Here is a 23,258-nt window from a genome sequence, read left to right on the forward strand (position 1 = left end):
GCGGCAGGGCCCGGCGGCGGGTCCGCACGCCGCCGGGCCGTGGCCGAACAGCGGTCCTCGGGCTTGCGCCAGGACTGCCCGGGATCCTGCTGGGCAAGCATCCTCCGTGAACGTGTTCGACCAGGAGGGGCAGGGTCCAGCGGCGTGCGGGCGGGGGTCATGAAGAGGCAGGCACGAGGGGGCGGTCCCATGGTCGTCGGGGCTTCCTCGGATACGACGGGGGAAGAGACAGGCACCATCACGGAACACGCGCACCGGCTCCGGCGCAGGCTGGGGCGGGCGGATCTCAGGGCGGTGCCCGAGGCCCGCCGGGAGGTGCGCGAACTGCTGCGGCACTGGGGCAAACCGGGCCGCTCGGAGATCGCCGAACTGCTCACCAGCGAACTGGTCACCAACGCGCTCGTCCACACCGACGACGACGCGGTCCTCACGGCCGTCGTGGAGCCGGCCGGACTGCGCGTGGAGGTACGGGACTTCGTGGCCCGCAGACCCGAGCTGAGAGGCCCGGAAACGGACGACGACACCCATGGGCGGGGCCTGCTGCTGGTGCAGTCCCTCGCGGACGCCTGGGGCGTACGGCCGCATGGCGTGGGCAAGTCGGTGTGGTTCGAACTGGGCGCCGAGGCCGCGTGAACCGAGCGGACGGCGGGAGAACGGGCCGGGGGGGGCGTGACCCACGCGGTCACGCCCCCCCGGCCCGCAGTGAGCGGCGGTCCTAGCCGAACTGCTGCTCCAGGTCCTTCAGCTTGCGCTCCAGGGAGTCCAGGCGCGGCAGCGCCATGGTGTCGTCCTCCGCGGTGAGGTCGACGGTCACCGGCTCAGCGCCGCTGCGGACGGGCTGCAGGGAGGGACGGGCGCGGACGGGCAGTTGGTCCGCGCCGGATATGGCAGGCTCCGCGGTGACTTCGGCGGGGACGCGCTCCACCGCCGCTACCTCGACCTGCCGGCCGGCCCGGCCGACGAAGCCGCGGTGGCCCCGGCTGATCGCCTTCAGCTGGGCGCGCTCCATGCGCTGCTGGTCGCGCCGGCGCTGCCGGGTCTCCTCCTTCTGCCGCTTGTCCTCGCGGACCTCCTCGACCGCCTCGTCGAGGCTGCGCACGTTCTCGAGGAGCATCAGCGACCAGGCGCCGTAGGTCTCGCGGGGCGCCCGCAGCCAGCGCACGATCCGGATCTGCGGCAGCGGACGCGGCACCAGGCCCTGCTCGCGCAGCGCGGCCCGGCGGGTCTGCTTCAGGGCGCGGTCGAACAGGACGGCCGCCGACAGCGACATACCGGAGAAGAACTGGGGAGCGCCCGCGTGACCGGCACCCCGGGGCGCGTGCACCCAGTTGAACCAGGCGGCCGCCGCGGCGAACATCCACACGAGTATCCGGGAACCGAGCGCCGCGTCGCCGTGGCTGGCCTCACGCACGGCGAGGACGGAGCAGAACATCGCCGCGCCGTCCAGTCCGAAGGGCACCAGGTACTGCCAGCCGTCGGTCAGCCCCAGGTTCTGTTCGCCGAAGCCGACGAGGCCGTGGAAGGACAGGGCGGCGGCGACCGCCGCACAGCAGAACAGAAGCACATAGGAGGCCGTGCCGTAGAGGGCCTCCTTGCGCCGCCGGCGCTCCTCGCTGCGCTCCCACGAGTCGTCCGCGTTCGCGTTCTCCCCGGAGGAGCGCTTGCCGCGCGCGAGCACCGCCACCGCCACCAGCATGCCCAGGAGCAGTACGGCGCCCGGAAGCAGCCAGTTCAGCGATATGTCGGTCAATCTCATCAGGGGTCCCTTGCATTGGGATAGGGCGTAACGCCCGCCATAGTGGCCCACTCCCGAGGGCCCTCAGGGGGTTTCGGGGCAAGAGGCCGCCAAGGATGTGCAAGGGGATGCCCAGGACGGCGTTCTGCTCGAACTGCCGCATGAGGGGCGGGAGTTGAGTTCGAATAAGACTACCCGTACGCGTGGTTCCTCGGAAAGTTTCCGTGACGCGTGGGGAAGTTGTGAATTAACTGTCCGAGAGGTGCTCGGCGCGGGGACGGCCCGCCCGCGATGATCTTAGTGGACGTGCGGACGTGCTCCGGCCCTGAAGGGCCCTCAGGCGGCTGCGGTGGGCGCGAGTTCGGCGATCCGGTCGCGGTCGCAGGTGCGCGGGCAGGTGACGCAGGTGTCCTCGGGGCGCACGGTGTAGAACATGCAGCAGCTCGCCCGGTCCCGGGTGGTCAGCGGTTCGCCGTCCGGTCCGGTCAGCAGCCGGAACGCGGCGGAGCCGGCGTACGGCCGGGTGGTGCCCGGCAGCAGCGCCTCCAGCTCCCGTACGGCCCGCGCCTCCTCGTCGGGGCCCAGCAGCTGGGCGACGTACCACAGCCCCTCCACGACCTCGTCGGTCGCCATGCCCCACAAGGCTCGCCCGCGCCGCCGCATCCGCGGCCCGAAGGCGGCGAGCACCGGCTCCAGGTGCTCGGCCACGGCCGCGCGCACCTCGGCCCGCAGTGCCTCCTCGTCGGGTACGACGACGGCGCCGGGCAGCGCCGCCGCCGGGTCGCCCGGCAGGCAGGCGAAGGAAGCGGGGCGGCGTACGGCCATGCGGCCGGCGGCACGGTCGTACGAGACGTGCGTCACGGGCAGCCGGGGCACCCGGCGCAGCAGGAACCACGGCGCGGTGATCAGCAGGCAGGCGGACCAGGCGTAACGGTGCAGGCCGAAGCTCGCGACGACGTCCGGGCGGGCCCGCCGGCCGTAGTCCCGCAGCACCTGCGCCTCGTCCCAGGCGAGGAAGGCGTCCAGCTCGGCGCCGCCCGCCGCGAGCCCGGCGGCGCCGGTCCAGCCCGCACCGCGCGGCAGCGGCCCTGCCGGGCCCTGCTCGGTCACGGTGAGGCCCGGGAAGGCCTTGGTGAGGCGGTCGTACGCGGCGGTGAGCGGCGAGGCCGCAGCGGGCATGGCGGGACCACCGATCCTGGAGCACGGGCGGGCTTATGAAGGTAAGCCTAACCTTGCTGATCCTGCGGGGGGAGCGGCCGGTGAATTTGAACTGCCGAGCTGTGCGCCTAGGGTGCTTGACGGACAAGTGACAAGCCGTCGTTTAATGACCCAAGTGCCGACAAGCCGCCAGGAGGACCCCGTGAAGCAGGGCACGCAGGGCTCCGCCGGGCCGGGGAGACCGGAGTGCGGGACACCGGGCACCGCCCGGGTGCCCGCACAGGTGCGGGCCGCGCAGGCCCCGGACGACACCCGGGAGCGGGAGACCGCGCTGCCCGGCGCCCGGGGCGAGCACACGCACGCCGAGCGGCCGATTCCCGGGCCGCGGGCCGCGGTGCAGCGTTCCTCGGTGCGCGGGCAGATCCTGGACGCGCTGCGGACGGCGTTGGTGACCGGCGAGCTGGAGCCCGGCGAGGTCTACTCGGCGCCGGTGCTCGGCGAACGCTTCGGGGTCTCGGCGACGCCCGTGCGGGAGGCCATGCAACAGCTCGCCCTGGAGGGCGCCGTCGAGGTCGTGCCCAACCGCGGCTTCCGGGTCGTCGAGCGGGGCGCGCGGGAACTGGCCGAGCTGGCGGAGGTGCGGGCGCTCATCGAGGTACCGGTGATGCTGCGGCTCGCCCGTACGGTCCCCGCCGAGCGGTGGGCCGCACTGCGTCCGCTGGCGGAGGAGACGGTTCGCGCGGCCGCCTCCGGCTGCGCGGCCACGTACGCGGAGTCCGACCGGGCCTTCCACCGCGCGCTGCTCTCCCTCGCGGGTAACGAACAGCTCGTGCGCACCGCCGAGGACCTGCACCGCCGCGCCCAGTGGCCGCTGGTCGGCGGCCCGGTCCGGCACGCCCGCGCCGACCTGGTCGCGGACGCGTCGGAACACATGGCCCTGCTGGAGGCGCTGATCGCGAGGAATCTGGACGTGGTGCGGGAGCTGGTGGGCGAGCACTTCACCGGCGCGAGCTGAGTCGTCGGCGCGGAGCGGCGCGTAGCGGTCCCGGGGCCCACCGTGGGGCGTGCGGCAGCTCCTCGGGGGCTTGCCGTAGGGGGTGTGGTCGCCTTCCGGGCCCGTGGGAGTGCGGTCGCCCCGCCCCGGGTCGTAGGCGGGTGTGGTCGTCCCGCCCCGGGCCCGCCGCAGGAGTTGCGAGCGCCCCGCCCCCGGCCGCCGTAGGTGGTGCGATCCTCTCGGGGCCCCGGGCGGTGCGCCCCCGCGCCCCGAGCCCGAGCCCCGGGCGCCGGTTCGGTCGTGCCGTCGGCCGCGCCCGCGCGACGCAGCAGCACAGCCGCACATCGGCACAGCAGCGCAGTGACGTGGCGGCACATCGACACGACGCGGTCAGGAACCGTTCTTGTTGAAACTGTCGTGCCACGCCGCCTTCGCGCCCGAGTCGCCGATGCGGTAGACGTCCACCACCGCGCCCACCGCCACGGCCAGTGACAGCGTGGCCACCACGATCCGTACGGGAACGGCGGACCAGCGCAGGACGCCGGAGCGGCCGGCCTCGGCCGGGGAGCGACGTGCGGCCCACCACACCACCGCTGCCAGCACGAACAGGCCCAGGGCCCAGGGAAGCAGCCCGTCGCCCAGCTCGGTGTGGCGCCGTACCAGCGGGTCGTCGTCCACATGCCGCTCGAGCCACTCACCGGCGTGGGTGGTCAGCGGCACACTGAGCAGGCCCACGAAAGCGACCCCGGGCAGCAGTATCCCCAGTCGGCGGGCGACGCGCGGCCACAGGGCGCCCGCGGCCAGGGCGAGAGCGGTCATCGGGATCAGCACGACGACGACATGGACGAGCAGGACATGGGCGGGCAGCCCGTTGACGAGGTTCATCACCAAGACGCGTTCCTGTGAGGGGGGGGCAACGGCGCGTCACCCTTGCACAGCAACCTCTCAGGCACCTCTGAGTACGCTCAGGCCGTCGCCACCCCCGGCGCCGGTGGGGTCAGCTGGCGTGCCAGCCAGGTCGGGACACCGCCGAGCAGGCGGAACAGCCGTCGCGCCTCCTCCCGCAGCCGTGACGCCTCCGGCTCGGACTCCGCGTCGGCCAGAGAGGCCAGCGCGGGGGCCGTGCCGACCAGGTAGCCCAGTTCCTCGCGGATGCGCAGAGATTCGGCGAAGCCGTGCCGCGCCTCGGCCAACTCGCCCTCGCGCAGGGCGAGTCCGGCCAGATGGCGCCAGGTGAAGGACAGCAGCAGCGGGTCGGCATGGGCCGTCGCGCCCGCGTGCGCCCGGCGGTAGGCCGCGCGGGCCGCCTGCGGGGAGCGGGTCAGGTTCTCCGCCAGCAGGCCCCGGCGGAAGTCCAGCAGGGCCCGGTCCGCCACCCCCGGAGGGATCAGCGCCGCCGCCCGGCCCAGCGCGGCCCGCGCCTCGTCCGCGCGGTCCCGTACGCCGTGCAGCGTGGCCGAGTAGGCGAGATGGCCGCGCTCGCAGGCCGCGGCGCCCCGTTCCTCGTCGCTGTGCGCGAGCGCCTCCGCCGTGCGCAGCGCGTCCTCGGCCTCCGCCCAGCCCCGCTCGGTGTACAGACACCGTTCGACCATGAGCCCGGCCCGCTGGAGGGCCGCCGCCGGGGTGTCCGTCGGCAGCAGGGCCGCGGCATCCGCCCAGCAGGCCCGCGAGCGCAGCCGCCACACCGCGGTCTGGAGCGGATCGTCACCGGCGGTCGTTCCGTTACCAGACATGGCGGTATGCGCCACGTTGCCCTCCCCGAGCACGCCATCGAGCTGTTGAGTGGTGGCGGCATTCCAGCACCAATTGCAGGACCGGGCCAAGGGGGTGGGTGAAAGATTTCACAAAGTAGTGGGCCGCGGGCGTGACCGGGTTTGGCCGCCGCGCGCCCCCGCTGACCTCAGCTCATGCGCAGGGCCAGGAAGAAGTCCAGCTTGTCCTCCAGGCGCGACAGGTCCCGTCCCGTCAACTGCTCGATCCGGCCCACCCGGTAGCGCAGCGTGTTGACGTGCAGGTGGAGCCGGGTGGCGCAGCGGGTCCAGGAGCCGTCGCAGTCCAGGAACGCCTCCAGGGTCGGGATCAGCTCGGCCCGGTGCCGGCGGTCGTAGTCCTTCAGCGGGTCCAGCAGCCGCGCCGTGAACGCGCGGCGGACGTCGTCCGGGACGAAGGGCAGCAGCAGGACGTGGCTGGCCAGTTCCTGGTGTCCGGCCGCGCAGACCCGGCCGGGGCGGGCCGCGGCGACCCGGCGGGCGTGCCGGGCCTCCTCCAGGGCGCCGCGCAGCCCCTCCGCCGAGTGCACGGCCGCGCTGACGCCGAGGGTGAGCCGACCGTCGTCGCCGAGGCCCGCCGACAGCGGCTCGCGGACCGCCTTCAGCAGGGCGTCGGCCAGCAGCCCAGTCTCCGAGCCGTCGTGCTCGGAGGAGACCGCGGGCAGCGGGAGCAGGGCGATCGCCTCGTCACCCGTGTGCGCGACCGCGATCCGGTCGGACGGCTCGGGGCCGGTCGCCAGCGGGTCGACCAGCACCTCCTCCAGCAGCGACTGGGCGACCCGGCCGCCCTCGACGCCCTCGCCCTCCCAGTCCACGCGGGCCACCACGACCTGCCAGTGCGGGGCCGCCCCGAGCCCGGGCAGCAGCACCGGCGCGGCCACCCTCAGCCGGGCCGCGATCTCGGCGGGCGCGGCGCCCGTCTGGACCAGCTCCAGCACCTCCTGGGCGAGCCGGCGGCGCACCGTGCGCGCCGCGTCCCGGCGGTCCCGCTCCACGGCGATCAGCTGGGTGACGCCCTGGAGCAGGTCCATGCGCTCCTCGGGCCAGTCGCCCGCGTCCGCCTCGACGGCCAGCAGCCAGTCCGACAGGACCGTCTCGCGCACGTCCCGGGAGGCCTGCGGGGTGCGGCCGGAGGAGCGGATCGGGAACAGCGAGTACGTCGCACCGGCCACCTGGACGCGGTGCGGGCCGCGCCGGCCGGTGCGGGTGGCGGCCAGATGCTCGGCGGCCAGCTTCGTACAGATCTCCGGAGGCAGGTCCGGGCCCGCCACCTTGGAGCCGGCGATCATGCGGCCGGTGGGAGACAGCACCCAGGCGCGCAGGTCCAGATCGGTGCCGAGCAGGTCCAGGACCACGTCCGGGCCGCCGCCCGCCGGTCCCGAGGTCATCATCCGCCGGTGCCGGTCCACCACGGCTGCCAGGTCCCCGGCGCGCTCGCTGGAGACCTGCCGTACGACGTGCTCGGTGATCGTCGCGAACGCCACCGACTCGTTCACCGCGAACAGCGGCAGCCGGTGCCGGGTGCAGGCCAGCACCAGGTCGTCCGGCACGTCGCCCAGCTCGGCCTCGCCGGCCGCCAGGGCCGCCACCCCGGCCTGCGCCAGGAGGCGGACGAAGGGCTCGGAGTCGTGGGCGTCGCGGCGCCAGGCCAGGCCGGTCAGCACCAGCTCGCCGCCGGAGAGGTAGCGGCTCGGGTCGCGCAGGTCGGTGGTCATGACCCCGCGTACCGAGCGGTCCAGCTCGTCCTCGCCGCCGAGCAGCCGCAGCCCCAGCGCATCGGTGTCCAGAAGTGCGCGCAGCCGCATCTCGTCGCCGCCGTTCTTTTGTCTCGAAACCTACGATGGATCTTGGAGGGTGACGTGGGAAGGGCCCGGCACGGGGCCGCACAGGGCGCGCTCCGGGATGTTCTCGCTGTTTCCTGCGTTTCCCCAGGAAATCGGAGAGGTTACCGATGGCCTCCGTTCATACGAATCTACAAGATGCCCACGGTGGCCAGCCAACTCCTTCATGGTTTCGGTGACTGACCCCGCTGGAGTACTGAGCGGTGTACTGAGTCCACTCCGCGTTAACAGGACATGAACGAGCCGCCCCCGCCGCACACGGATTGGCTCAATCTGCACGACTCACGAGACGATGAAGAGAGCCGGTCATGGACTTCCTTCGCCCCGCCAGCTGGGAGGAGGCGCTCGCCGCGAAGGCCGAGCACCCCACCGCTGTGCCGATTGCGGGTGGCACCGATGTGATGGTCGAGATCAACTTCGACCACCGCCGGCCCGAGTACCTGCTCGACCTCAACCGCATCGGCGACCTCGCCGAGTGGGAGGTCGGCGAGGGGAGCGTCCGGCTGGGTGCCTCCGTCCCGTACACCAAGATCATGGAGAATCTCCGTGCCGAGTTGCCGGGCCTCGCGCTCGCCTCGCACACGGTCGCCTCCCCGCAGATCCGCAACCGCGGCGGCGTCGGCGGCAACCTCGGCACGGCCTCGCCCGCCGGTGACGCCCACCCCGCCCTCCTCGCCGCCGGCGCCGAGGTCGAGGCGGAGTCCGCGGCCCGTGGCACCCGCCTGATCCCGATCGACGAGTTCTACACCGGAGTGAAGCGCAACGCGCTCCAGCCCGACGAGCTGATCCGCGCCGTCCACGTCAAGAAGGCCGACGGCCCGCAGCAGTACTCGAAGGTCGGCACCCGCAACGCCATGGTCATCGCCGTGTGCGCCTTCGGTCTCGCGCTGCACCCCGAGACCCGGACCGTGCGTACCGGCATCGGCTCGGCCGCGCCCACCCCGGTGCGGGCCAAGACCGCCGAGGACTTCCTGAACGCGGCCCTGGAAGAGGGCGGCTTCTGGGACAACGGCAAGATCATCACCCCGTCGGTCGCCAAGCAGTTCGCGGACCTGTGCTCCGCCTCCTGCAACCCGATCGACGACGTCCGGGGCACCGCGAGCTACCGCCGCCACGCGGTCGGCGTGATGGCCCGCCGGACGCTGACCTGGACCTGGGAGTCGTACCGCGGCGCCCGCCGCGCATCTGAGGGAGCTGCGTAATGCGCGTCAACTTCACCGTCAACGGACGCCCGCAGGAGGCCGACGACGTCTGGGAGGGCGAGTCCCTGCTGTACGTCCTGCGCGAGCGCATGGGCCTGCCCGGCTCCAAGAACGCCTGCGAGCAGGGCGAGTGCGGCTCCTGCACGGTCCGCCTGGACGGCGTGCCCGTGTGTTCCTGCCTGGTCGCGGCCGGCCAGGTCGAGGGCCGTGACGTCGTGACCGTCGAGGGCCTCGCGGACTTCGCCAAGCAGCGTGCCGAGGGCTGCGCGACCGGTGCCTGCGGGTCGCAGGGGACCTCGCTCGACCAGGCCAAGCAGTGGGCGGCCAAGGGCACCGACTCGCAGACCGGCGAGGGCGGCGAACTCTCCTCGATCCAGCAGGCGTTCATCGACGCCGGTGCCGTCCAGTGCGGCTTCTGCACCCCGGGGCTGCTCGTCGCTTCCGACGAACTCCTGGAGCGCAACCCGAACCCGTCCGACGCGGACATCCGTGAGGCGCTGTCGGGCAACCTGTGCCGCTGCACGGGCTACGAGAAGATCATGGACGCGGTCCGCCTGGCGGCCGCCCGCCAGTCCGAGGGGGTCTGACCATGCCGGCCAACGGCGCTCCTACGAAGATCACGCAGGGCTCACAGACCAAGGGTGGAATCGGCGAGTCGACGCTCCGTCCGGACGGCACCCTCAAGGTCACCGGCGAGTTCGCGTACTCGTCCGACATGTGGCACGAGGACATGCTCTGGGGCCAGATCCTGCGCTCCACCGTCGCGCACGCCGAGATCGTGTCGATCGACATCTCCGAGGCGCTCGCCATGGCGGGCGTGTACGCCGTCCTGACGTACGACGACCTGCCCACCGAGGTGAAGAACTACGGCCTGGAGATCCAGGACACCCCGGTCCTCGCGCACGGCAAGGTACGCCACCACGGCGAGCCGGTCGCGCTCGTCGCCGCGGACCACCCGGAGACGGCCCGCCGCGCCGCCGCCAAGATCAAGGTGGAGTACAAGGAACTGCCCGTCATCACCGACGAGGCCTCCGCCACCGCGCCGGACGCGATCCTCGTCCACGAGGGCCGCGACGACCACCACTCCGGACACGTCCCGCACCCGAACATCGTGCACCGCCAGCCGATCATCCGCGGCAACGCCGACGAGGCCGCCAAGCGGGCGGACGTGATCGTCAAGGGCGAGTACACCTTCGGCATGCAGGACCAGGCCTTCCTCGGCCCGGAGTCCGGCCTCGCCGTGCCCGAGGAGGACGGCGGCGTCCACCTCTACATCGCCACCCAGTGGCTGCACTCGGACCTCAAGCAGATCGCGCCCGTCCTCGGCCTGCCCGAGGACAAGGTGCGCATGACGCTGGCCGGCGTCGGCGGCGCGTTCGGCGGCCGCGAGGACCTGTCGATGCAGATCCACGCCTGTCTGCTCGCCCTGCGCACCGGCAAGCCCGTCAAGATCGTCTACAACCGGTTCGAGTCCTTCTTCGGACACGTCCACCGGCACCCGGCGAAGCTCTACTACGAGCACGGCGCCACCAAGGACGGCAAGCTCACGCACATGAAGTGCAAGATCGTCCTGGACGGCGGCGCCTACGCCTCCGCCTCCCCGGCGGTCGTCGGCAACGCCTCCTCGCTGAGCGTCGGCCCGTACGTCATCGACGACGTCGACATTGAGGCCATCGCCCTCTACACCAACAACCCGCCCTGCGGCGCCATGCGCGGCTTCGGCGCGGTCCAGGCGTGCTTCGCCTACGAGGCGCAGATGGACAAGCTGGCGAAGAAGCTGGGCATGGACCCGGTGGAGTTCCGGCAGCTCAACGCGATGGAGCAGGGGACCATCATGCCGACCGGGCAGCCGGTCGACTCCCCGGCCCCGGTCGCCGAACTGCTGCGCCGCGTCAAGGCGATGCCGATGCCGCCGGAGCGCCAGTGGGAGTCCAGCGAGGGCTCCGACGTACGGCAGCTGCCCGGCGGTCTGTCCAACACCACGCACGGCGAAGGCGTCGTACGCGGCGTCGGCATCGCGGTCGGCATCAAGAACGTCGGTTTCTCCGAGGGCTTCGACGACTACTCCACCGCCAAGGTGCGCATGGAGGTCGTCGGCAGCGAGCCGGTCGCCACCGTGCACACCGCGATGGCGGAGGTCGGCCAGGGCGGTGTCACCGTCCACGCGCAGATCGCCCGCACCGAACTCGGCGTCACCCAGGTGACCATCCACCCGGCCGACACCCAGGTGGGCAGCGCCGGTTCGACGTCGGCCTCCCGGCAGACGTACGTCACCGGCGGTGCTGTGAAGCACACCTGTGAACTCGTCCGCGAGAAGGTCCTGGAGATCGGCCGGCGCAAGTTCGGCTCCTACCACCCGGCCTGGGCCACCGCCGAACTCCTGCTGGAGGGCGGCAAGGTCGTCACCGACGGCGGCGAGGTCCTCGGCGACCTGGTCGACGTCCTGGAGGGCGAGACCGTCGAGATCGAGGCGGAGTGGCGGCACCGGCCGACCGAGGCCTTCGACCTGCACACCGGCCAGGGCAACGGACACGTCCAGTACTCCTTCGCCGCGCACCGCGCCGTCGTCGAGGTCGACACCGAGCTCGGCCTGGTCAAGGTGATCGAGCTGGCCTGCGCCCAGGACGTCGGCAAGGCGCTCAACCCGCTCTCCGTCGTCGGTCAGATCCAGGGCGGTACGACCCAGGGCCTGGGCGTGGCGGTGATGGAGGAGATCATCGTCGACCCGAAGACGGCGAAGGTCAGGAACCCCTCCTTCACGGACTACCTGATCCCCACGATTCTCGACACGCCGACCATCCCGGTCGACGTGCTCGAACTCGCCGACGACCACGCCCCGTACGGGCTGCGCGGCATCGGCGAGGCCCCGACCCTGTCGTCCACCCCGGCCGTCCTCGCGGCGATCCGGAACGCGACCGGGCTGGAGCTCAACCGCACTCCGGTGCGGCCCGAGCACCTCACGGGAACCGCGTAGCACCGAAGACTCTCCGGGCGGCGCAGGGAACGTCACACACTCCACCGCGCCGCCCGGAGGACCCCCTCTTTGAGTTCCGCACCGCTCGCGGTCCTTGAAGCACCACCCCTTTGTTCGTCTCGGGCCGTCCCCCGGGTCGTCCATTCCCAAATCCCGTGACCGTCAGGGCGGTTGTACGGGTGCCCCTGTGAACCTTGGGAGATGGCACCATGACCCAGCAGTCAGTGGAGCCCAGAACCGCAGCCGACGACGCCGGCGATGGCAGTCGCGTCCCGGCAGGGCGGTCCTGGCTCGACCGGTACTTCCACATATCCGGAAGAGGATCGACGGTCGCGCGTGAGGTGCGCGGCGGCATCACCACCTTCATGGCGATGGCCTACATCCTCCTGCTCAATCCGCTCATCCTGTCCGGCAAGGACGTCCACGGCGACACGCTCGGCCAGAAGGCACTGATCACCGCCACCGCGTTCGCCGCCGCGTTCACCACGCTGCTGATGGGCTTCGTCGGCAAGGTGCCCCTCGCGCTCGCCGCCGGCCTGTCCGTCTCCGGCGTGCTGTCCTCGCAGGTCGTCCCCAACATGACCTGGCCGCAGGCCATGGGCATGTGTGTGATGTACGGCGTGGTCATCATGCTGCTGGTCGTCACCGGCCTACGCGAGATGATCATGAACGCGATACCGCTCGCGCTCAAGCACGGCATCACCATGGGCATCGGCCTGTTCATCGCTCTCATCGGTTTCTACAAGTCCGGCTTCGTGCACCAGGGCAAGGCCACCCCGCTCGCCCTCGGTCCCGCGGGCCAGCTCACCGGCTGGCCGGTGCTGCTCTTCGCCGGCACTCTGCTGCTGATCTTCATGCTCCAGGCCCGGAACGTCCCCGGCGCCATCCTGATCGGCATCGTCTCCGGCACGATCGTCGCCTCGGTCCTCAACGGCCTCGGCGTCATCGACCCCAAGCAGTGGGCCAACGGAGCCCCCGAACTGCACGGCAGCGCGGTGTCGATGCCCGACTTCTCGCTCCTCGGACACGTCGAGTTCGGCGGCTGGGGCAAGGTCGGCGGGATGACGATCGCCATGATCGTCTTCACTCTCGTCCTCGCCGGCTTCTTCGACGCGATGGCCACCATCATCGGCGTCGGCACCGAGGCCAACCTGGCCGACGACAAGGGCCGGATGCCGGGCCTGTCCAAGGCGCTGTTCATCGACGGCATGGGCGGCGCGATCGGCGGTGTCGCGGGCGGCTCCGGCCAGACGGTCTTCATCGAGTCCGCGACCGGCGTCGGCGAAGGCGCCCGCACCGGCCTCGCCTCGGCCGTCACCGGTCTGTTCTTCGCGGCCTGCCTGTTCTTCACGCCGGTCACCGCGATCGTCCCGCAGGAGGTCGCCTCCGCCGCCCTGGTCGTCATCGGCGCCATGATGCTGATGAACGCCCGGCACGTGGACTGGGCCGACCGGGCCACCGCGATCCCCGTCTTCCTGACCGTCGTCCTGATGCCGTTCACGTACACCATCACCACCGGTGTCGCCGCGGGCGTCATCTCCTACACCGCCATCAAGACCGCCCAGGGCAAGGCCCGTGAGATCGGTGCCTTCATGTGGGGCCTCACGGTCGTCTTCCTCGTCTACTTCGCCCTTCATCCCATCGAGGCCTGGCTCGGCGTGCACTAGCCGCGCCACCGGCCCTTCGTACGCACACCGTTAGGAGACCGACAGATGCTGGACATCGCCGAGGAGCTGAACCGGTGGGTCGGGCAGGGCCGTGACTTCGCCGTGGCCACCGTGGTGGCCGTCGGTGGCAGCGCCCCGCGCCAGCCCGGCGCCGCCCTCGCGGTGGACGCCGACGGCACGGCCATCGGATCGGTCTCCGGCGGGTGCGTGGAAGGCGCCGTGTACGAGCTGTGCCGGCAGGCGCTCGAGGACGGCGAGACCGTGCTCGAACGTTTCGGCTACAGCGACGAGGACGCCTTCGCGGTCGGTCTGACCTGCGGCGGCATCATCGACATCCTGGTCACACCGGTCCGGGCGGACGGTCCCGCCCGGCCGGTGGTCGCGGCCGCGCTGGCCGCCGCCGCCCGTGGGGAGGCGGCGGCGGTCGCGCGGATCGTGGACGGCCCGGCCGAACTGCGCGGCCGGGCCCTCCTGGTCCGTCCCGACGGCTCCTGGGAGGGCGGCTTCGGCGCGCATCCCGAACTGGACCGCACCATCGCCGCCGAGGCCGGCGCCTATCTGGACGCGGGCCGCACCGGCACCCTGGAGATCGGCGAGCAGGGCTCGCGCTGCGGTTCCCCGCTCACGGTCCTGGTCGAGTCCTCCGTCCCGGCCCCCCGCATGATCGTCTTCGGCGCGATCGACTTCGCCTCGGCACTCGTCCGCGTCGGCAAGTTCCTCGGCTACCACGTCACCGTGTGCGACGCCCGCCCGGTGTTCGCCACCCGCACCCGCTTCCCCGAGGCCGACGAGCTCGTCGTGGAGTGGCCCCACAAGTACCTGGAGCGCACCGACGTCGACAGCCGTACCGTCCTGTGCGTCCTCACCCACGACGCCAAGTTCGACGTGCCGCTGCTGCACCTCGCGCTGCGGCTGCCGGTCGCCTACGTCGGCGCGATGGGCTCCCGCCGCACCCACGTGGAGCGCAACCAGCGGCTGCGCGACGTCGGCGTCACCGAACTGGAGCTGGCGCGGCTGCGCTCGCCCATCGGCCTCGACCTCGGCGCCCGTACGCCGGAGGAGACGGCCCTGTCGATCGGCGCGGAGATCGTCGCGAACCGGCGCGGGGGCAGCGGGATCTCGCTGACCGGCGCGCACACCCCCATCCACCACGACACGTCGTCCCGGCCCGCGGGGCGGATCGGGTCGGTGGCCTGAGCGGCCCGGGAAAAAGGGTTTGCGGGGTGGTGCCGCCCCCGTGCTTGCATGGGGGCATGGTGTCCACCGACCGGCTGGCCGCCTTCGCGGCGCTGTCCCTTCTGCTCATCGTGGTGCCCGGCCCGAGCGTGCTGTTCGTGGTCGGGCGCGCCCTCGCCCACGGCCGCCGGGCCGCGCTGACCACCGTCGTCGGCAACACGCTCGGCGCGTACGTGCTCGTCGTCGCCGTCGCGCTCGGCATCGGCTCGATCGTGGAGCGCTCGGTCCTCGTCTTCACCGCGCTGAAGCTCGCGGGCGCCGCCTACCTCGTGTACCTCGGCGTACGGGCCTGGCGGCAACGCGGCTCGCTGCGGGCCGCGTTCGCCGAGCCGGGCGGCCCCGGACACGGCGGTCTGCGCACCTTCGGGGAGGGCTTCGCGGTCGGCGTGGCCAACCCCAAGACGACGGTGTTCTTCGCCGCGGTGCTGCCACAGTTCGTGGACCCCGGGCAGGGGCACGTCACCGGGCAGATGCTGCTGCTCGGGCTCCTCTTCAACGCCATCGCACTGGCCTCCGACAGCGTCTGGGGGCTGTCCGCCTCGGCCGCGCGCAGCTGGTTCGCCCGCTCGCCGCGACGGCTGTCCGCCGTCGGCGGGATCGGGGGGCTGACGATGATCGGGCTGGGGGTCACCGTCGCGGTGACGGGGCGCAAGGACTAAGGCCTGTCCGGCCGTTGCCGCCGGAGCAGATGGTTCACGGCTCGGCCGAACATCACCCGTGCCACGCGCTCCAGCACGCCGTCGAAGGCGCGGGGCAGGAAACGTACGCGCAGCTCCTCCCGCCACACCACCCTGCTACGGCCCCCGGGGCCCGGGCCGACCTCGATCTCCGCCCAGCCCAGGACCGTCCGGCCGCGCTTCTCCAGGCGGCACAAACCGCCCTCGTCGGCCGTGGGCGGGCGCCAGACCGTGACCTCCATGGTGTCGTCGAAGGCCAGCGGGCCGATGCCGGAGCGGGCCGTGAAGCGCGTGCCCACCCGGGTCGGCGGGGGCGTGAGCAGCCGGATCCGGGTCAGCGGGACCGCGTCGGCGTGGCGGGGCCACTCGGTGAGCCGGCGCCACGCCTCGTCGAGCGGGAGCGGGGCCGTACGCGTGAAGGAGAAGGTGGGCACGGCACGATCGTAGGCAATGCGCTCCGGTCACCTGGGAGTTCGGTCCGGTTCGGCGTCAGGGCCGGTACACCTTGCCCGGTTCCGCCTTGCCGGGCGCCAGCAGCTGAGGAACCGTCACGAAGACGTATCCGCGTTCCTTGAGCGCGTCGATGATGCCGGGCACGGCGGGCACGGTGCCGGCGTAGATGTCGTGCAGCAGGATGATCCCGTCCCGCGACGACTGGTCGAGGACGCGCTTCTTGATCAGCGCCGAGTCGGTGGTCGTGTAGTCCTTGGCGGTCACGCTCCACAGCACCTCCGCCAGGCCCTGCTCCTTGGCGATCTTGTGCACGTTGGCGTTCGTACGGCCCTGCGGCGGCCGCATCAGCGTGGGCTTGCGGCCGGTGAGGCGCTCGATCGCGTCGTCGGGGCGCTTCAGCTCGTCGCGTATCTGCGCGTCCGGTATCCGCGTCAGGATCTTGTGGTTCCAGGTGTGGCTCGCCACCTCGTGGCCCTCGGCCGCCATCCGCTTGACCAGCTGCGGATGCTTCTCGATGTGGTTCTTGCCGAGCAGGAAGAAGGTGGCCGGGACCTTCTTCTCCTTGAGGATGTCGAGCAGCTTCGCGGAGTTCTCGCTGGGTCCCGCGTCGAAGGTGAGCGCGATGCACTTGGACTGGCGGCAGTCGACGGTGCCGAACTTCGCCGGTGCCCCCTTCGTGGCCGCGGCCCGCACGGCACTCGGCGCGGTCGTGTCGACCTGGGCGCAGCCGGCCAGCGTGAACGCCAGGCAGGCGGCGGCCGAGGCGAGCACGGCCGGACGCAACCTCCGGGCACTCTCGCGCATCTTTCCAGGCACACGCTTCGTCGTCGGGATCTTGTCGGTCGAAAGAGGCATATGCAGACTATACACTCGGTGTATAGTGGTGTTCGCGTCGCCGGCGCCCCGGGCCCTGAGCCTCCACAGCACCTCGACCTTCACCGCCGTAGCACCATGGAGGAGGGGCTGCGCGGAGGAGGACCAGCCATGCGCTTCCGGGATCGGGCCGAAGCCGGGCGGGAACTGGCCGGACTGCTGGTCGGCCTGTGTGCGCGGGAGGACCTCGCCGACCCCCTCGTGCTCGCGCTGCCCCGCGGTGGCATCGCCGTCGCCGAGCCGGTCGCCCGCGCCCTCGGCGCCCCGCTCGACGTGCTCGTCGTCCGCAAGATCGGTGCGCCGCACCACGAGGAGTTCGCCGTCGGCGCCCTCGCCGCCGACGACCCGCCCCTCTTCGACGCCGGCACACTCGCGATGCTCGGCCTGACCGAGGAGTCCATGGCTCCCGCGGTCGAGCGCGAGCGGCGGGAGCTGCGCCGCCGCGAGGAGCGCTACCGCGGCGACCGCCCGCCCCCGGACCCGGCCGGCCGCACCGTGATCGTGGTCGACGACGGACTGGCCACCGGAGCCACCGCCCGCGCCGCGCTGCGGCACGTCCGGCGCCGCAACCCCGCGCACCTCGTCCTCGCCGTACCCGTCGGCGCCCCCGACTCGGTGGACCTGCTCGCCGGCGAGGCCGACACGGTCCTGTGCCCGCACCGGCCGGTCGGCTTCGCCGCCGTCGGCCAGTGGTACGAGGACTTCGAGCAGCTCACCGACGCACAGGTGCTCGCCGCGCTGCACGCGCGCTGAGGAACGCGCACCGAGTGGGAGGACCGCCCCCGCCGGTGCGCGGGCACAGCAGCCGTCCCTCGGTCGCCCCGGTCCCCGCGCCTCGGCAACGCCCTCGTGCACACCAGTAGTACCGGACCGGTACTCGGAGTAACCTCGGGGCCATGACGCGCACGGGGGAGCGAGCCGTCACATCGCGGTTACGGACGCCGTCCTGGATCGCCCGCATCGAGGCGCCGGACGGGCGGGTCCTCGGTGCGGGGGTGCTGCTCGCCCCCGACCGGGTGCTCACCGCCGCCCACGTCGCCGGGCCCGGCCGCCGCTACGCCGTCCGCCTGGTCGGAGTCCCCGGCCTCGCCGCCGTACCCGCCACGGTCCGCGAGGACGAGCACGTGCCCCTGCGCAAGGACGCCTTCGGCGACCGCAGCGGCGACCTCGCCCTGCTGCGCCTGGCCGAACCGCTGCCCGCCCCGCACACCACCCGGCTCTACCGGCTCGCCGCCCCGCACGGACCGGTGAGCATGTACGGCTTCCCGGACGGAGACGACGGCGGCCGCTGGCACGGCGCCACGCTGGTCGCCGCCCGTGGCCGGGACAGCCAGGTGCAGTTGCGCCCGCTGAGCCCGGGCGAGCTGGCCGCGCCCGGCTTCAGCGGCGGGGGAGTGATCGACCACGCCACCGACCAGGTCATCGGGATCGTGCTCAGCGTGGACCGGGGGCCGGGCTCCGCCTTCAGCTACATGAGCCCGACCGAGACCATCCTCAGCCATCTGCCGCAGGTCGCCGCCTGGACCGACGGCGCCGAGGCCGTCGACCCCCGGCTGCGCACCGGCGCACCGGGCAGCGCCGGGGCGCTCGACGTGCCGTTCGCCACCGAACTCGCCTCCTGGTTCCGGGGCGAGGGCTGGCCGGTCCTCGTCACCGTCGTCCCCGCCCGCAGCGACCGCGCCTGGACCCTGAACCGGGCCGTCACGCTCGCCGACCGCGAGCTGCGCACCGACCGGAACACCAGCGTCTTCAGCCACGACCCGCCCGAGACCGTGCCGCCGGCCGGGGCCCACGATCTCGCCCTGGAGGTCAAGGGGCTCACGGCCGCCGAGGTCATGGACCGTGTCGCCGCCCGCCTGGGCATCCGCGACGACCCCCGGCCCGAACGGCTCGGCGCCCTGCGCGTCCCGCTCGCCGCCGTGCTGGTCGGTGTCGACCAGGCCGCCGAACCCGGCGCCCTGCTCGGCCTGCTGGACCGGCTCGCCCGGCAGGGAGCCCGGCTGCTGCTGGTCTTCCGCCGCCGGGGGGAGCGCGCCGACCAGGCCGCCGAGTCCCTCGTGGGCCGCCCGCTGCACGACCGCTGGTCCCGGCTGCACGCCGAACTGGACCGGATCGTAGAGGAGTTGGGCCCCGCCCTCGACCGGCTCCGGGACCGGGTGCTGCCCACCCCCGGCACCCGGCCGCTGGTCGCACAGGCCGAGGGCGGGGTACGGCGCACCCGGATGCTGCGCGCCTGGGTCGCCCACACCCCGGAACGCGAGCGCGAACCCGCCCGCGCCGACCTGCTGTTCACCTTCGAGCACGCCGTCGACCGCCGCCGGCAGCGCCTGGAACAGGCGATCGGCCTCCTCGACGCCCGCCTGCACCGCCGCGAGGAACTCCTCGGCCGGGTCAGCGCCGAGTGGCCGCTGTGCCGACAGCGGGCCGCGGGTTCGCCGTCGGGTGGGCTGGGCCCACCTGGTGGGCCGACGGGAAACCCGCCCGATGGATCGGGCGGAACCGGCGTACCTGACGTGCCGGGTGAACCACGGTCGGCCGATGACCCCGGGGACCGGCTGATGGAGGCGTACCGGCTCTACGAACACGCGCTGTCCGTCCTCCGCCACACCCCCTGCGACATCGAGCGCGCGGAAGTGGCCGTCGAACACTTCGTCACCTTCTGCTCGGGCCCGGGGAACGCGAGCACGGAACCCGGCCCTGCGGATCCCGGAAGTCCGGCACCCGCCCCGCCGCTCCCGGCCCGCGCCCACCCCACCTCCAGCGACCCCGGAGAGGAGAGTCTCCCGTGACCTCATGCGTCCGGCCCGGCTGCGCGGGGCACATCATGGGGACCGGTTACTGCGACACCTGTGGTCACCGGCACAGCGAGCCGTCTGCCGAGCCGCTCGCGCGGGCACGCGGTGAGCTGTCGGGGCCGTCCGGCGGCGGTGCTGAGGAGAGCCCCGGGCCACCGGCCGTGCAGGTCGTCGCCGGGGTCGGGGAACTGGACCAGCACGGGCTGGTCGTCCTGCCCGACGTACCCGTGCCCGACGACGTCCTCGTGGCGGACCCGCGCCCGCCCACCGGCGGCCGGCGCTGCGGGGCGAACGGCTGCACCATGACCGTCGGGATCGGCTACGGCGGCCAGCCCGCCCGCGCCACCGGCCGCTGCCCCCGCTGCGGCACGTCCTACTCCTTCCTGCCCCAGCTGGACCGGGGCGATGTGGTCGCCGACCACTACCGCGTCCTCGGCTGTCTCGCCCGCGGCGGTCTCGGCTGGATCCATCTCGCCGAGGACACGCGTGCCGACGGCCACCGGGTCGTCCTCAAGGGCCAGATCAACGTCCACGACGCGCTCGCCCGCCGCAACGCCGTGGAGGAACGCCGTTCCCTGACCGACCTGCACCACCCCGACATCGTCCGCATCATCACCTACGCCGAGCACCGCCCCTCCGGCCGCCCGTCCACCGGCTACCTGGTCATGGACTACATCGGCGGCCGCTCCCTGCAACAGCTCTTCGACGCCGACGACGCCGAGCGGATCTTCCACGGCCGCCCCCGCCTCGACCACGTCCTCACCTACGGCTGCAAGATCCTCGGGGCCCTGCGCTACATGCACGAACGCGGCCTGCTCTACTGCGACATGAAGCCCGCCAACGTCATCCACTTCGGCCGGGCCGTCAAGGTCATCGACCTCGGTGCGGTCCGCGCGATCGGCGACCGTACCTCCGCCTACGTCTACACGGCCACGTTCGCCCCGCCCAAGGAGGAGATCGACCGGCGCGGCTGGCACGTCGACAGCGACCTCTACACCGTCGGCATGACCCTCCAGGCCCTGGCCCGCGGTGTCGAACCGGCCCGCGGGCTCGCCCCCGACTCCTTCCGCCGGATCATCGACCGCGCCACCCACGCCGAACCCGCCGCCCGGTTCCGCTCGGCAGCCGAGATGTCCCGTCAACTCTGGGAAGTACTACGGGAGTTCCGCTCGCTCCAGTTCGGCGAGCAGCTGCCGGAGAGCTCCACCCGGTTCCGCGCCACCGGTGCCAGCCTCGACGCCGGGCTCGGCGCGATCCCGGCCCTGGACCACTGGACCCTGCGCCCCGGCGCACGCCCCGACGGCCTGGACGTCTCCCCGCCCGCCGCCCCCGAGGTCGCCGGCGCCCTGCCGGAACCGGTGCCCGACCCCGACGACGGCGCCGCCCTGCTGCTGGACACCTTCTCGCCCGATGCCCCCGACCAGGTCGCCCGGCAGTGGACCCGCGAATCCCGCCTCGGCACCCCCGAGACCGCACTGTGGCTGTGCCGTGCCTACCTCCGGCGCGGCGAGCAGCAGCAGGCCGAGAACTGGCTCGCCGAGGCCGAGACCCAGCTCGGCGAACGTGCCGCCGGGCACGACTGGCGCATCGCCTGGCACCGCGGCGTCCTCCACCTCAGCATGGGCGAAGTCCCGCAGGCCGACATCCATTTCGACACCGTCCACCGCGCCCTGCCCGGCGAGTACGTCCCCAAACTGGCCCTCGGCTACTGCGCGGAGCACGCGGCCGGACAGCCCACCGGGGACGACGGCACCGGCACCGGCGAAGACCGGTCCGGGCAGCGCGTCGCCCGCGCCATGCGCTTCTACGAGGCCGTCTGGAAACGGGACTTCGCACACACCGCTGCCGCGTTCGGGCTGGCCCGGGGGCATCTGGCCGGCGGTGACCGGGATGCCGCCGTCCGCGTCCTCGACGACGTACCCGCCACCTCCCGCCACCACGACGCCGCCCGGATCGCGGCCGTACGCGTCCGCGCCGGTCTTCTGCACGGCCGCCCGCCCGCACCGGCCGACCTGCGGGACGCGGCCCGGCGGCTGCCCGGGCTGGGCCTGGACGGCGGCGCCGCCGACGGCGAGTCACGGGCCCGGCTGGCCGCCGAGGTCCGCGAGAACGCCCTGCACGGCCGGCCCGGGCCGGGCTGGGGACCCGAGTTCCCCGCCGGCGATCTGCTCGGACCCGGAGACGAGAACAGCCTGCGCGACCTGCTGGAGCACTCCTTGCGGCAGCTGGCCGCGCAGGCCCGCACCGCCGCGGAGCACGGCCGGCTGCTCGACCTGGCCCACGCGGTCCGGCCGGTCACCACCTTCTGACCGCTTCCGACGAGAACGCCCGCGACCAGCATGGGGGACGACGACGATGACCGGGGCCGGACAGATCGAGGTGACGCTCGCGGTCGGCCAGCAGAAGGAACTGCCCGCCGCACCGCCCACCGCCGGGCAGCCCGCCGGCCGGGAGATGCACGCCATCGTGGAGATCGGCGTCAGCAGTCACGGCGGCCCGGGGCTCGCCGCCGGTCCCGGCCCCGACCACGGGACGGGCCCGGTGCTCGCCGAGGTGCTGATCATCGACACCTCCCGCTCCATGCTCCACCCCGCCGCCAAACTGCACGCCGCGAAGGACGCCACCGGCGCCGCGCTCCGGCTGCTGCCCGACGGCACCGCCTTCGCCGTGCTCTCCGGGCGGTTCGACGCCACCGTGGTCCACCCCGGCCCCGGCCGCGCCCCGCTGGCCGTCGCCGGGCCCGCCGAACGCGACGCCGCCGAGCGGGCCGTACGGATCCTGGACGCGGACGGCGGCACCGCCATCGGCACCTGGCTCGACCTCGCCCGTCGGCTGCTGAAGCAGCAGCCCGCCCCCGTCAAGCACGTCCTGCTGCTCACCGACGGGCGCAACGAGCACGACCACCGGGCCGCCATGAGCCTGGAGACCGCCCTGGACGCGTGCGAGGGCCGGTTCGTCTGCGACGCCTGGGGCATCGGCGACGACTGGGACGCCGAACTGCTGCTGCGCATCGCCCGGCGGCTGCACGGCCGGGCCGGAGCAGTCCGCGACGAGTCCGAACTGACCGAAGCCTATGAGGAGTTGATGCACGGGCTGCTCGGCACCGCCGTCCCCGAGCTGCGCATCAGACTCACCCCCACCCCCGGTACGGTGATCCGCCGGGTCACCCAGGTGGTGCCGAACGAGCAGGAGCTGACCGCCGTACCGGCCGGCCCCGGCGGGCGCGGCACCGAGTACGTCACCCGCGCCTGGGGCGACGAGGTGCGGCACTTCCAGGCCGTCCTGGGGGCCGACCCGACCGGCCGCGACACCGGCGAGGACCTGCAACTCGCCGCCGTGGAGGTCGTCGTACCCGACTTCGGGCGCCCGGTACGGCTGCCCGCGCCGCGGCCCGTCCTGGTGCGCTGGACCGACAACCCGCTCGACGCCTCCCGGCAGTATCCCGGGGTGCGCCGGCACGAGCTGTACCAGCAGACGAGCGCCGCCGTCGCCGAGGCCTACCGGGCGTGGCTGCGCGGCACCGACGGCCGGGCGGCGGCGGACCGGGCGCTGACGCGGGCCCTGGCCCTCGCCGACGAACTGGGCGACGTCCAACTGCTGGGCGCGCTGCGGCGGATCGAGGACGGGGCGGATCCGGGGCGGGTCCGGGCGGGCCTGAAGGACGTCGACTGGCAGCACCTGATCCTCTCCAGCGCCATGACCACCCCGCCCGGGCCGCCGGCCTGCGGCTCGCCGCCCGGCCCCGGTCCCGAGGCGGCGGGCGGCCCCGATCCCGCCGCCCTCGTCGAGTGCCCGCACTGCGCATGGCTCGGCCCGGCCGACTCCGCCTACTGCGGAGGCGACTGCGGCCGCCCACTGAGGGAGTCCCCGACATGATCCCCGCC

General features: G+C 73.2%; 19 protein-coding genes. 12 read left to right on the forward strand and 7 right to left on the reverse strand.

The features are described 5' to 3' along the window. The first annotated feature begins 189 nt into the window (after nucleotides 1-189). On the forward strand, nucleotides 190-633 hold the full coding sequence (locus ADK64_RS06525) for an ATP-binding protein (protein WP_053655944.1): 444 nt from the start codon (nucleotides 190-192) through the stop codon (nucleotides 631-633). An 82-nt stretch (nucleotides 634-715) separates the two neighbouring features. Here ADK64_RS06525 and ADK64_RS06530 read toward each other — a convergent pair whose 3' ends face one another. Beyond that, nucleotides 716-1,756, reverse strand: a complete 1,041-nt coding sequence (locus ADK64_RS06530) for a DUF2637 domain-containing protein (protein WP_053655945.1) — start codon at nucleotides 1,754-1,756, stop codon at nucleotides 716-718. A 315-nt stretch (nucleotides 1,757-2,071) separates the two neighbouring features. Continuing rightward, on the reverse strand, nucleotides 2,072-2,914 hold the full coding sequence (locus tag ADK64_RS06535) for a (2Fe-2S)-binding protein (protein WP_053655947.1): 843 nt from the start codon (nucleotides 2,912-2,914) through the stop codon (nucleotides 2,072-2,074). A 181-nt stretch (nucleotides 2,915-3,095) separates the two neighbouring features. On the opposite strand from ADK64_RS06535, the gene ADK64_RS06540 reads away from it, so the two are divergent. After that, a complete protein-coding gene (locus ADK64_RS06540) occupies nucleotides 3,096-3,908 on the forward strand; it encodes a GntR family transcriptional regulator (RefSeq protein WP_053655949.1) in 813 nt (270 codons plus the stop codon). Nucleotides 3,909-4,277: 369 nt separating this feature from the next. On the opposite strand, the gene ADK64_RS06545 is transcribed toward ADK64_RS06540, so the two are convergent. The 3 genes from ADK64_RS06545 to ADK64_RS06555 form a co-directional block, all read right to left on the reverse strand. Continuing rightward, on the reverse strand, nucleotides 4,278-4,772 hold the full coding sequence (locus tag ADK64_RS06545; protein ID WP_053655951.1) for a DUF2231 domain-containing protein: 495 nt from the start codon (nucleotides 4,770-4,772) through the stop codon (nucleotides 4,278-4,280). Between the two features lie 80 nt (nucleotides 4,773-4,852). Then, on the reverse strand, nucleotides 4,853-5,620 hold the full coding sequence (locus ADK64_RS06550) for a hypothetical protein (protein ID WP_053656026.1): 768 nt from the start codon (nucleotides 5,618-5,620) through the stop codon (nucleotides 4,853-4,855). A gap of 167 nt (nucleotides 5,621-5,787) precedes the next feature. Next, on the reverse strand, nucleotides 5,788-7,461 hold the full coding sequence (locus ADK64_RS06555) for a PucR family transcriptional regulator (RefSeq protein ID WP_053655953.1): 1,674 nt from the start codon (nucleotides 7,459-7,461) through the stop codon (nucleotides 5,788-5,790). Between the two features lie 344 nt (nucleotides 7,462-7,805). Here ADK64_RS06555 and ADK64_RS06560 point away from each other — a divergent pair, with 344 nt between their 5' ends. The 6 genes from ADK64_RS06560 (at nucleotide 7,806) to ADK64_RS06585 (ending at nucleotide 15,235) form a co-directional block, all read left to right on the forward strand. Continuing rightward, nucleotides 7,806-8,699, forward strand: a complete 894-nt coding sequence (locus ADK64_RS06560; protein ID WP_053655956.1) for an FAD binding domain-containing protein — start codon at nucleotides 7,806-7,808, stop codon at nucleotides 8,697-8,699. Beyond that, the gene (locus ADK64_RS06565; protein WP_053655958.1) at nucleotides 8,699-9,286 is read left to right on the forward strand and encodes a (2Fe-2S)-binding protein; all 588 of its coding nucleotides are present in this window, start codon (nucleotides 8,699-8,701) and stop codon (nucleotides 9,284-9,286) included. The genes ADK64_RS06560 and ADK64_RS06565 overlap by 1 nt, the downstream gene beginning before the upstream one ends. Before the next feature lie 2 nt (nucleotides 9,287-9,288). Next, nucleotides 9,289-11,673: a xanthine dehydrogenase family protein molybdopterin-binding subunit gene (locus ADK64_RS06570; protein WP_053655960.1), complete on the forward strand. Its 2,385-nt coding sequence runs from the start codon at nucleotides 9,289-9,291 to the stop codon at nucleotides 11,671-11,673. 209 nt (nucleotides 11,674-11,882) lie between these two features. After that, nucleotides 11,883-13,340, forward strand: coding sequence for an NCS2 family permease (locus ADK64_RS06575; protein WP_053655962.1), 1,458 nt, complete (start codon nucleotides 11,883-11,885; stop codon nucleotides 13,338-13,340). A 45-nt stretch (nucleotides 13,341-13,385) separates the two neighbouring features. Then, nucleotides 13,386-14,537 carry an XdhC family protein gene (locus ADK64_RS06580; protein WP_053655964.1) on the forward strand — a complete coding sequence of 384 codons (1,152 nt, stop codon included), beginning with the start codon at nucleotides 13,386-13,388 and terminating at the stop codon, nucleotides 14,535-14,537. Between the two features lie 56 nt (nucleotides 14,538-14,593). Next, a complete protein-coding gene (locus ADK64_RS06585; RefSeq protein WP_053655966.1) occupies nucleotides 14,594-15,235 on the forward strand; it encodes a LysE family translocator in 642 nt (213 codons plus the stop codon). On the opposite strand, the gene ADK64_RS06590 is transcribed toward ADK64_RS06585, so the two are convergent. After that, entirely contained in the window at nucleotides 15,232-15,687 is a 456-nt protein-coding gene (locus tag ADK64_RS06590) for an Immediate-early protein 2 (protein ID WP_053655967.1), read from the reverse strand. The two genes, ADK64_RS06585 and ADK64_RS06590, sit on opposite strands and share 4 nt — an antisense overlap. A 55-nt stretch (nucleotides 15,688-15,742) precedes the next feature. Continuing rightward, nucleotides 15,743-16,510, reverse strand: coding sequence for a polysaccharide deacetylase family protein (locus ADK64_RS06595; protein WP_234384474.1), 768 nt, complete (start codon nucleotides 16,508-16,510; stop codon nucleotides 15,743-15,745). 180 nt (nucleotides 16,511-16,690) lie between these two features. On the opposite strand from ADK64_RS06595, the gene ADK64_RS06600 reads away from it, so the two are divergent. The 4 genes from ADK64_RS06600 (at nucleotide 16,691) to ADK64_RS06615 (ending at nucleotide 23,250) form a co-directional block, all read left to right on the forward strand. Beyond that, nucleotides 16,691-17,332 (forward strand): phosphoribosyltransferase, encoded by a 642-nt coding sequence (locus ADK64_RS06600; protein ID WP_053655971.1) that lies wholly within the window; start codon nucleotides 16,691-16,693, stop codon nucleotides 17,330-17,332. 143 nt (nucleotides 17,333-17,475) lie between these two features. Beyond that, entirely contained in the window at nucleotides 17,476-19,368 is a 1,893-nt protein-coding gene (locus ADK64_RS06605) for a trypsin-like peptidase domain-containing protein (RefSeq protein WP_234384473.1), read from the forward strand. After that, on the forward strand, nucleotides 19,365-21,683 hold the full coding sequence (locus tag ADK64_RS06610; protein ID WP_053655973.1) for a serine/threonine-protein kinase: 2,319 nt from the start codon (nucleotides 19,365-19,367) through the stop codon (nucleotides 21,681-21,683). Before ADK64_RS06605 ends, ADK64_RS06610 begins: the two co-directional genes overlap by 4 nt. A 46-nt stretch (nucleotides 21,684-21,729) precedes the next feature. Further along, the gene (locus ADK64_RS06615; RefSeq protein WP_053655975.1) at nucleotides 21,730-23,250 is read left to right on the forward strand and encodes a vWA domain-containing protein; all 1,521 of its coding nucleotides are present in this window, start codon (nucleotides 21,730-21,732) and stop codon (nucleotides 23,248-23,250) included. Nucleotides 23,251-23,258: the final 8 nt, after the last annotated feature.

The sequence above is a fragment of the Streptomyces sp. MMG1121 genome (assembly GCF_001280015.1).
Classification (GTDB): Bacteria; Actinomycetota; Actinomycetes; order Streptomycetales; family Streptomycetaceae; genus Streptomyces.

What these genes read in the sequence shown, in the direction of transcription:
- ADK64_RS06525 (WP_053655944.1), top strand. Translation starts at nt 190, where the DNA reads ATGGTCGTCGGGGCTTCCTCGGATACGACGGGGGAAGAGACAGGCACC.
- ADK64_RS06530 (WP_053655945.1), bottom strand. Translation starts at nt 1,756, where the DNA reads ATGAGATTGACCGACATATCGCTGAACTGGCTGCTTCCGGGCGCCGTA.
- ADK64_RS06535 (WP_053655947.1), bottom strand. Translation starts at nt 2,914, where the DNA reads ATGCCCGCTGCGGCCTCGCCGCTCACCGCCGCGTACGACCGCCTCACC.
- ADK64_RS06545 (WP_053655951.1), bottom strand. Translation starts at nt 4,772, where the DNA reads ATGAACCTCGTCAACGGGCTGCCCGCCCATGTCCTGCTCGTCCATGTC.
- ADK64_RS06550 (WP_053656026.1), bottom strand. Translation starts at nt 5,620, where the DNA reads ATGTCTGGTAACGGAACGACCGCCGGTGACGATCCGCTCCAGACCGCG.
- ADK64_RS06555 (WP_053655953.1), bottom strand. Translation starts at nt 7,461, where the DNA reads ATGCGGCTGCGCGCACTTCTGGACACCGATGCGCTGGGGCTGCGGCTG.
- ADK64_RS06560 (WP_053655956.1), top strand. Translation starts at nt 7,806, where the DNA reads ATGGACTTCCTTCGCCCCGCCAGCTGGGAGGAGGCGCTCGCCGCGAAG.
- ADK64_RS06565 (WP_053655958.1), top strand. Translation starts at nt 8,699, where the DNA reads ATGCGCGTCAACTTCACCGTCAACGGACGCCCGCAGGAGGCCGACGAC.
- ADK64_RS06570 (WP_053655960.1), top strand. Translation starts at nt 9,289, where the DNA reads ATGCCGGCCAACGGCGCTCCTACGAAGATCACGCAGGGCTCACAGACC.
- ADK64_RS06575 (WP_053655962.1), top strand. Translation starts at nt 11,883, where the DNA reads ATGACCCAGCAGTCAGTGGAGCCCAGAACCGCAGCCGACGACGCCGGC.
- ADK64_RS06580 (WP_053655964.1), top strand. Translation starts at nt 13,386, where the DNA reads ATGCTGGACATCGCCGAGGAGCTGAACCGGTGGGTCGGGCAGGGCCGT.
- ADK64_RS06585 (WP_053655966.1), top strand. Translation starts at nt 14,594, where the DNA reads ATGGTGTCCACCGACCGGCTGGCCGCCTTCGCGGCGCTGTCCCTTCTG.
- ADK64_RS06595 (WP_234384474.1), bottom strand. Translation starts at nt 16,510, where the DNA reads ATGCGCGAGAGTGCCCGGAGGTTGCGTCCGGCCGTGCTCGCCTCGGCC.
- ADK64_RS06600 (WP_053655971.1), top strand. Translation starts at nt 16,691, where the DNA reads ATGCGCTTCCGGGATCGGGCCGAAGCCGGGCGGGAACTGGCCGGACTG.
- ADK64_RS06605 (WP_234384473.1), top strand. Translation starts at nt 17,476, where the DNA reads ATGACGCGCACGGGGGAGCGAGCCGTCACATCGCGGTTACGGACGCCG.
- ADK64_RS06615 (WP_053655975.1), top strand. Translation starts at nt 21,730, where the DNA reads ATGACCGGGGCCGGACAGATCGAGGTGACGCTCGCGGTCGGCCAGCAG.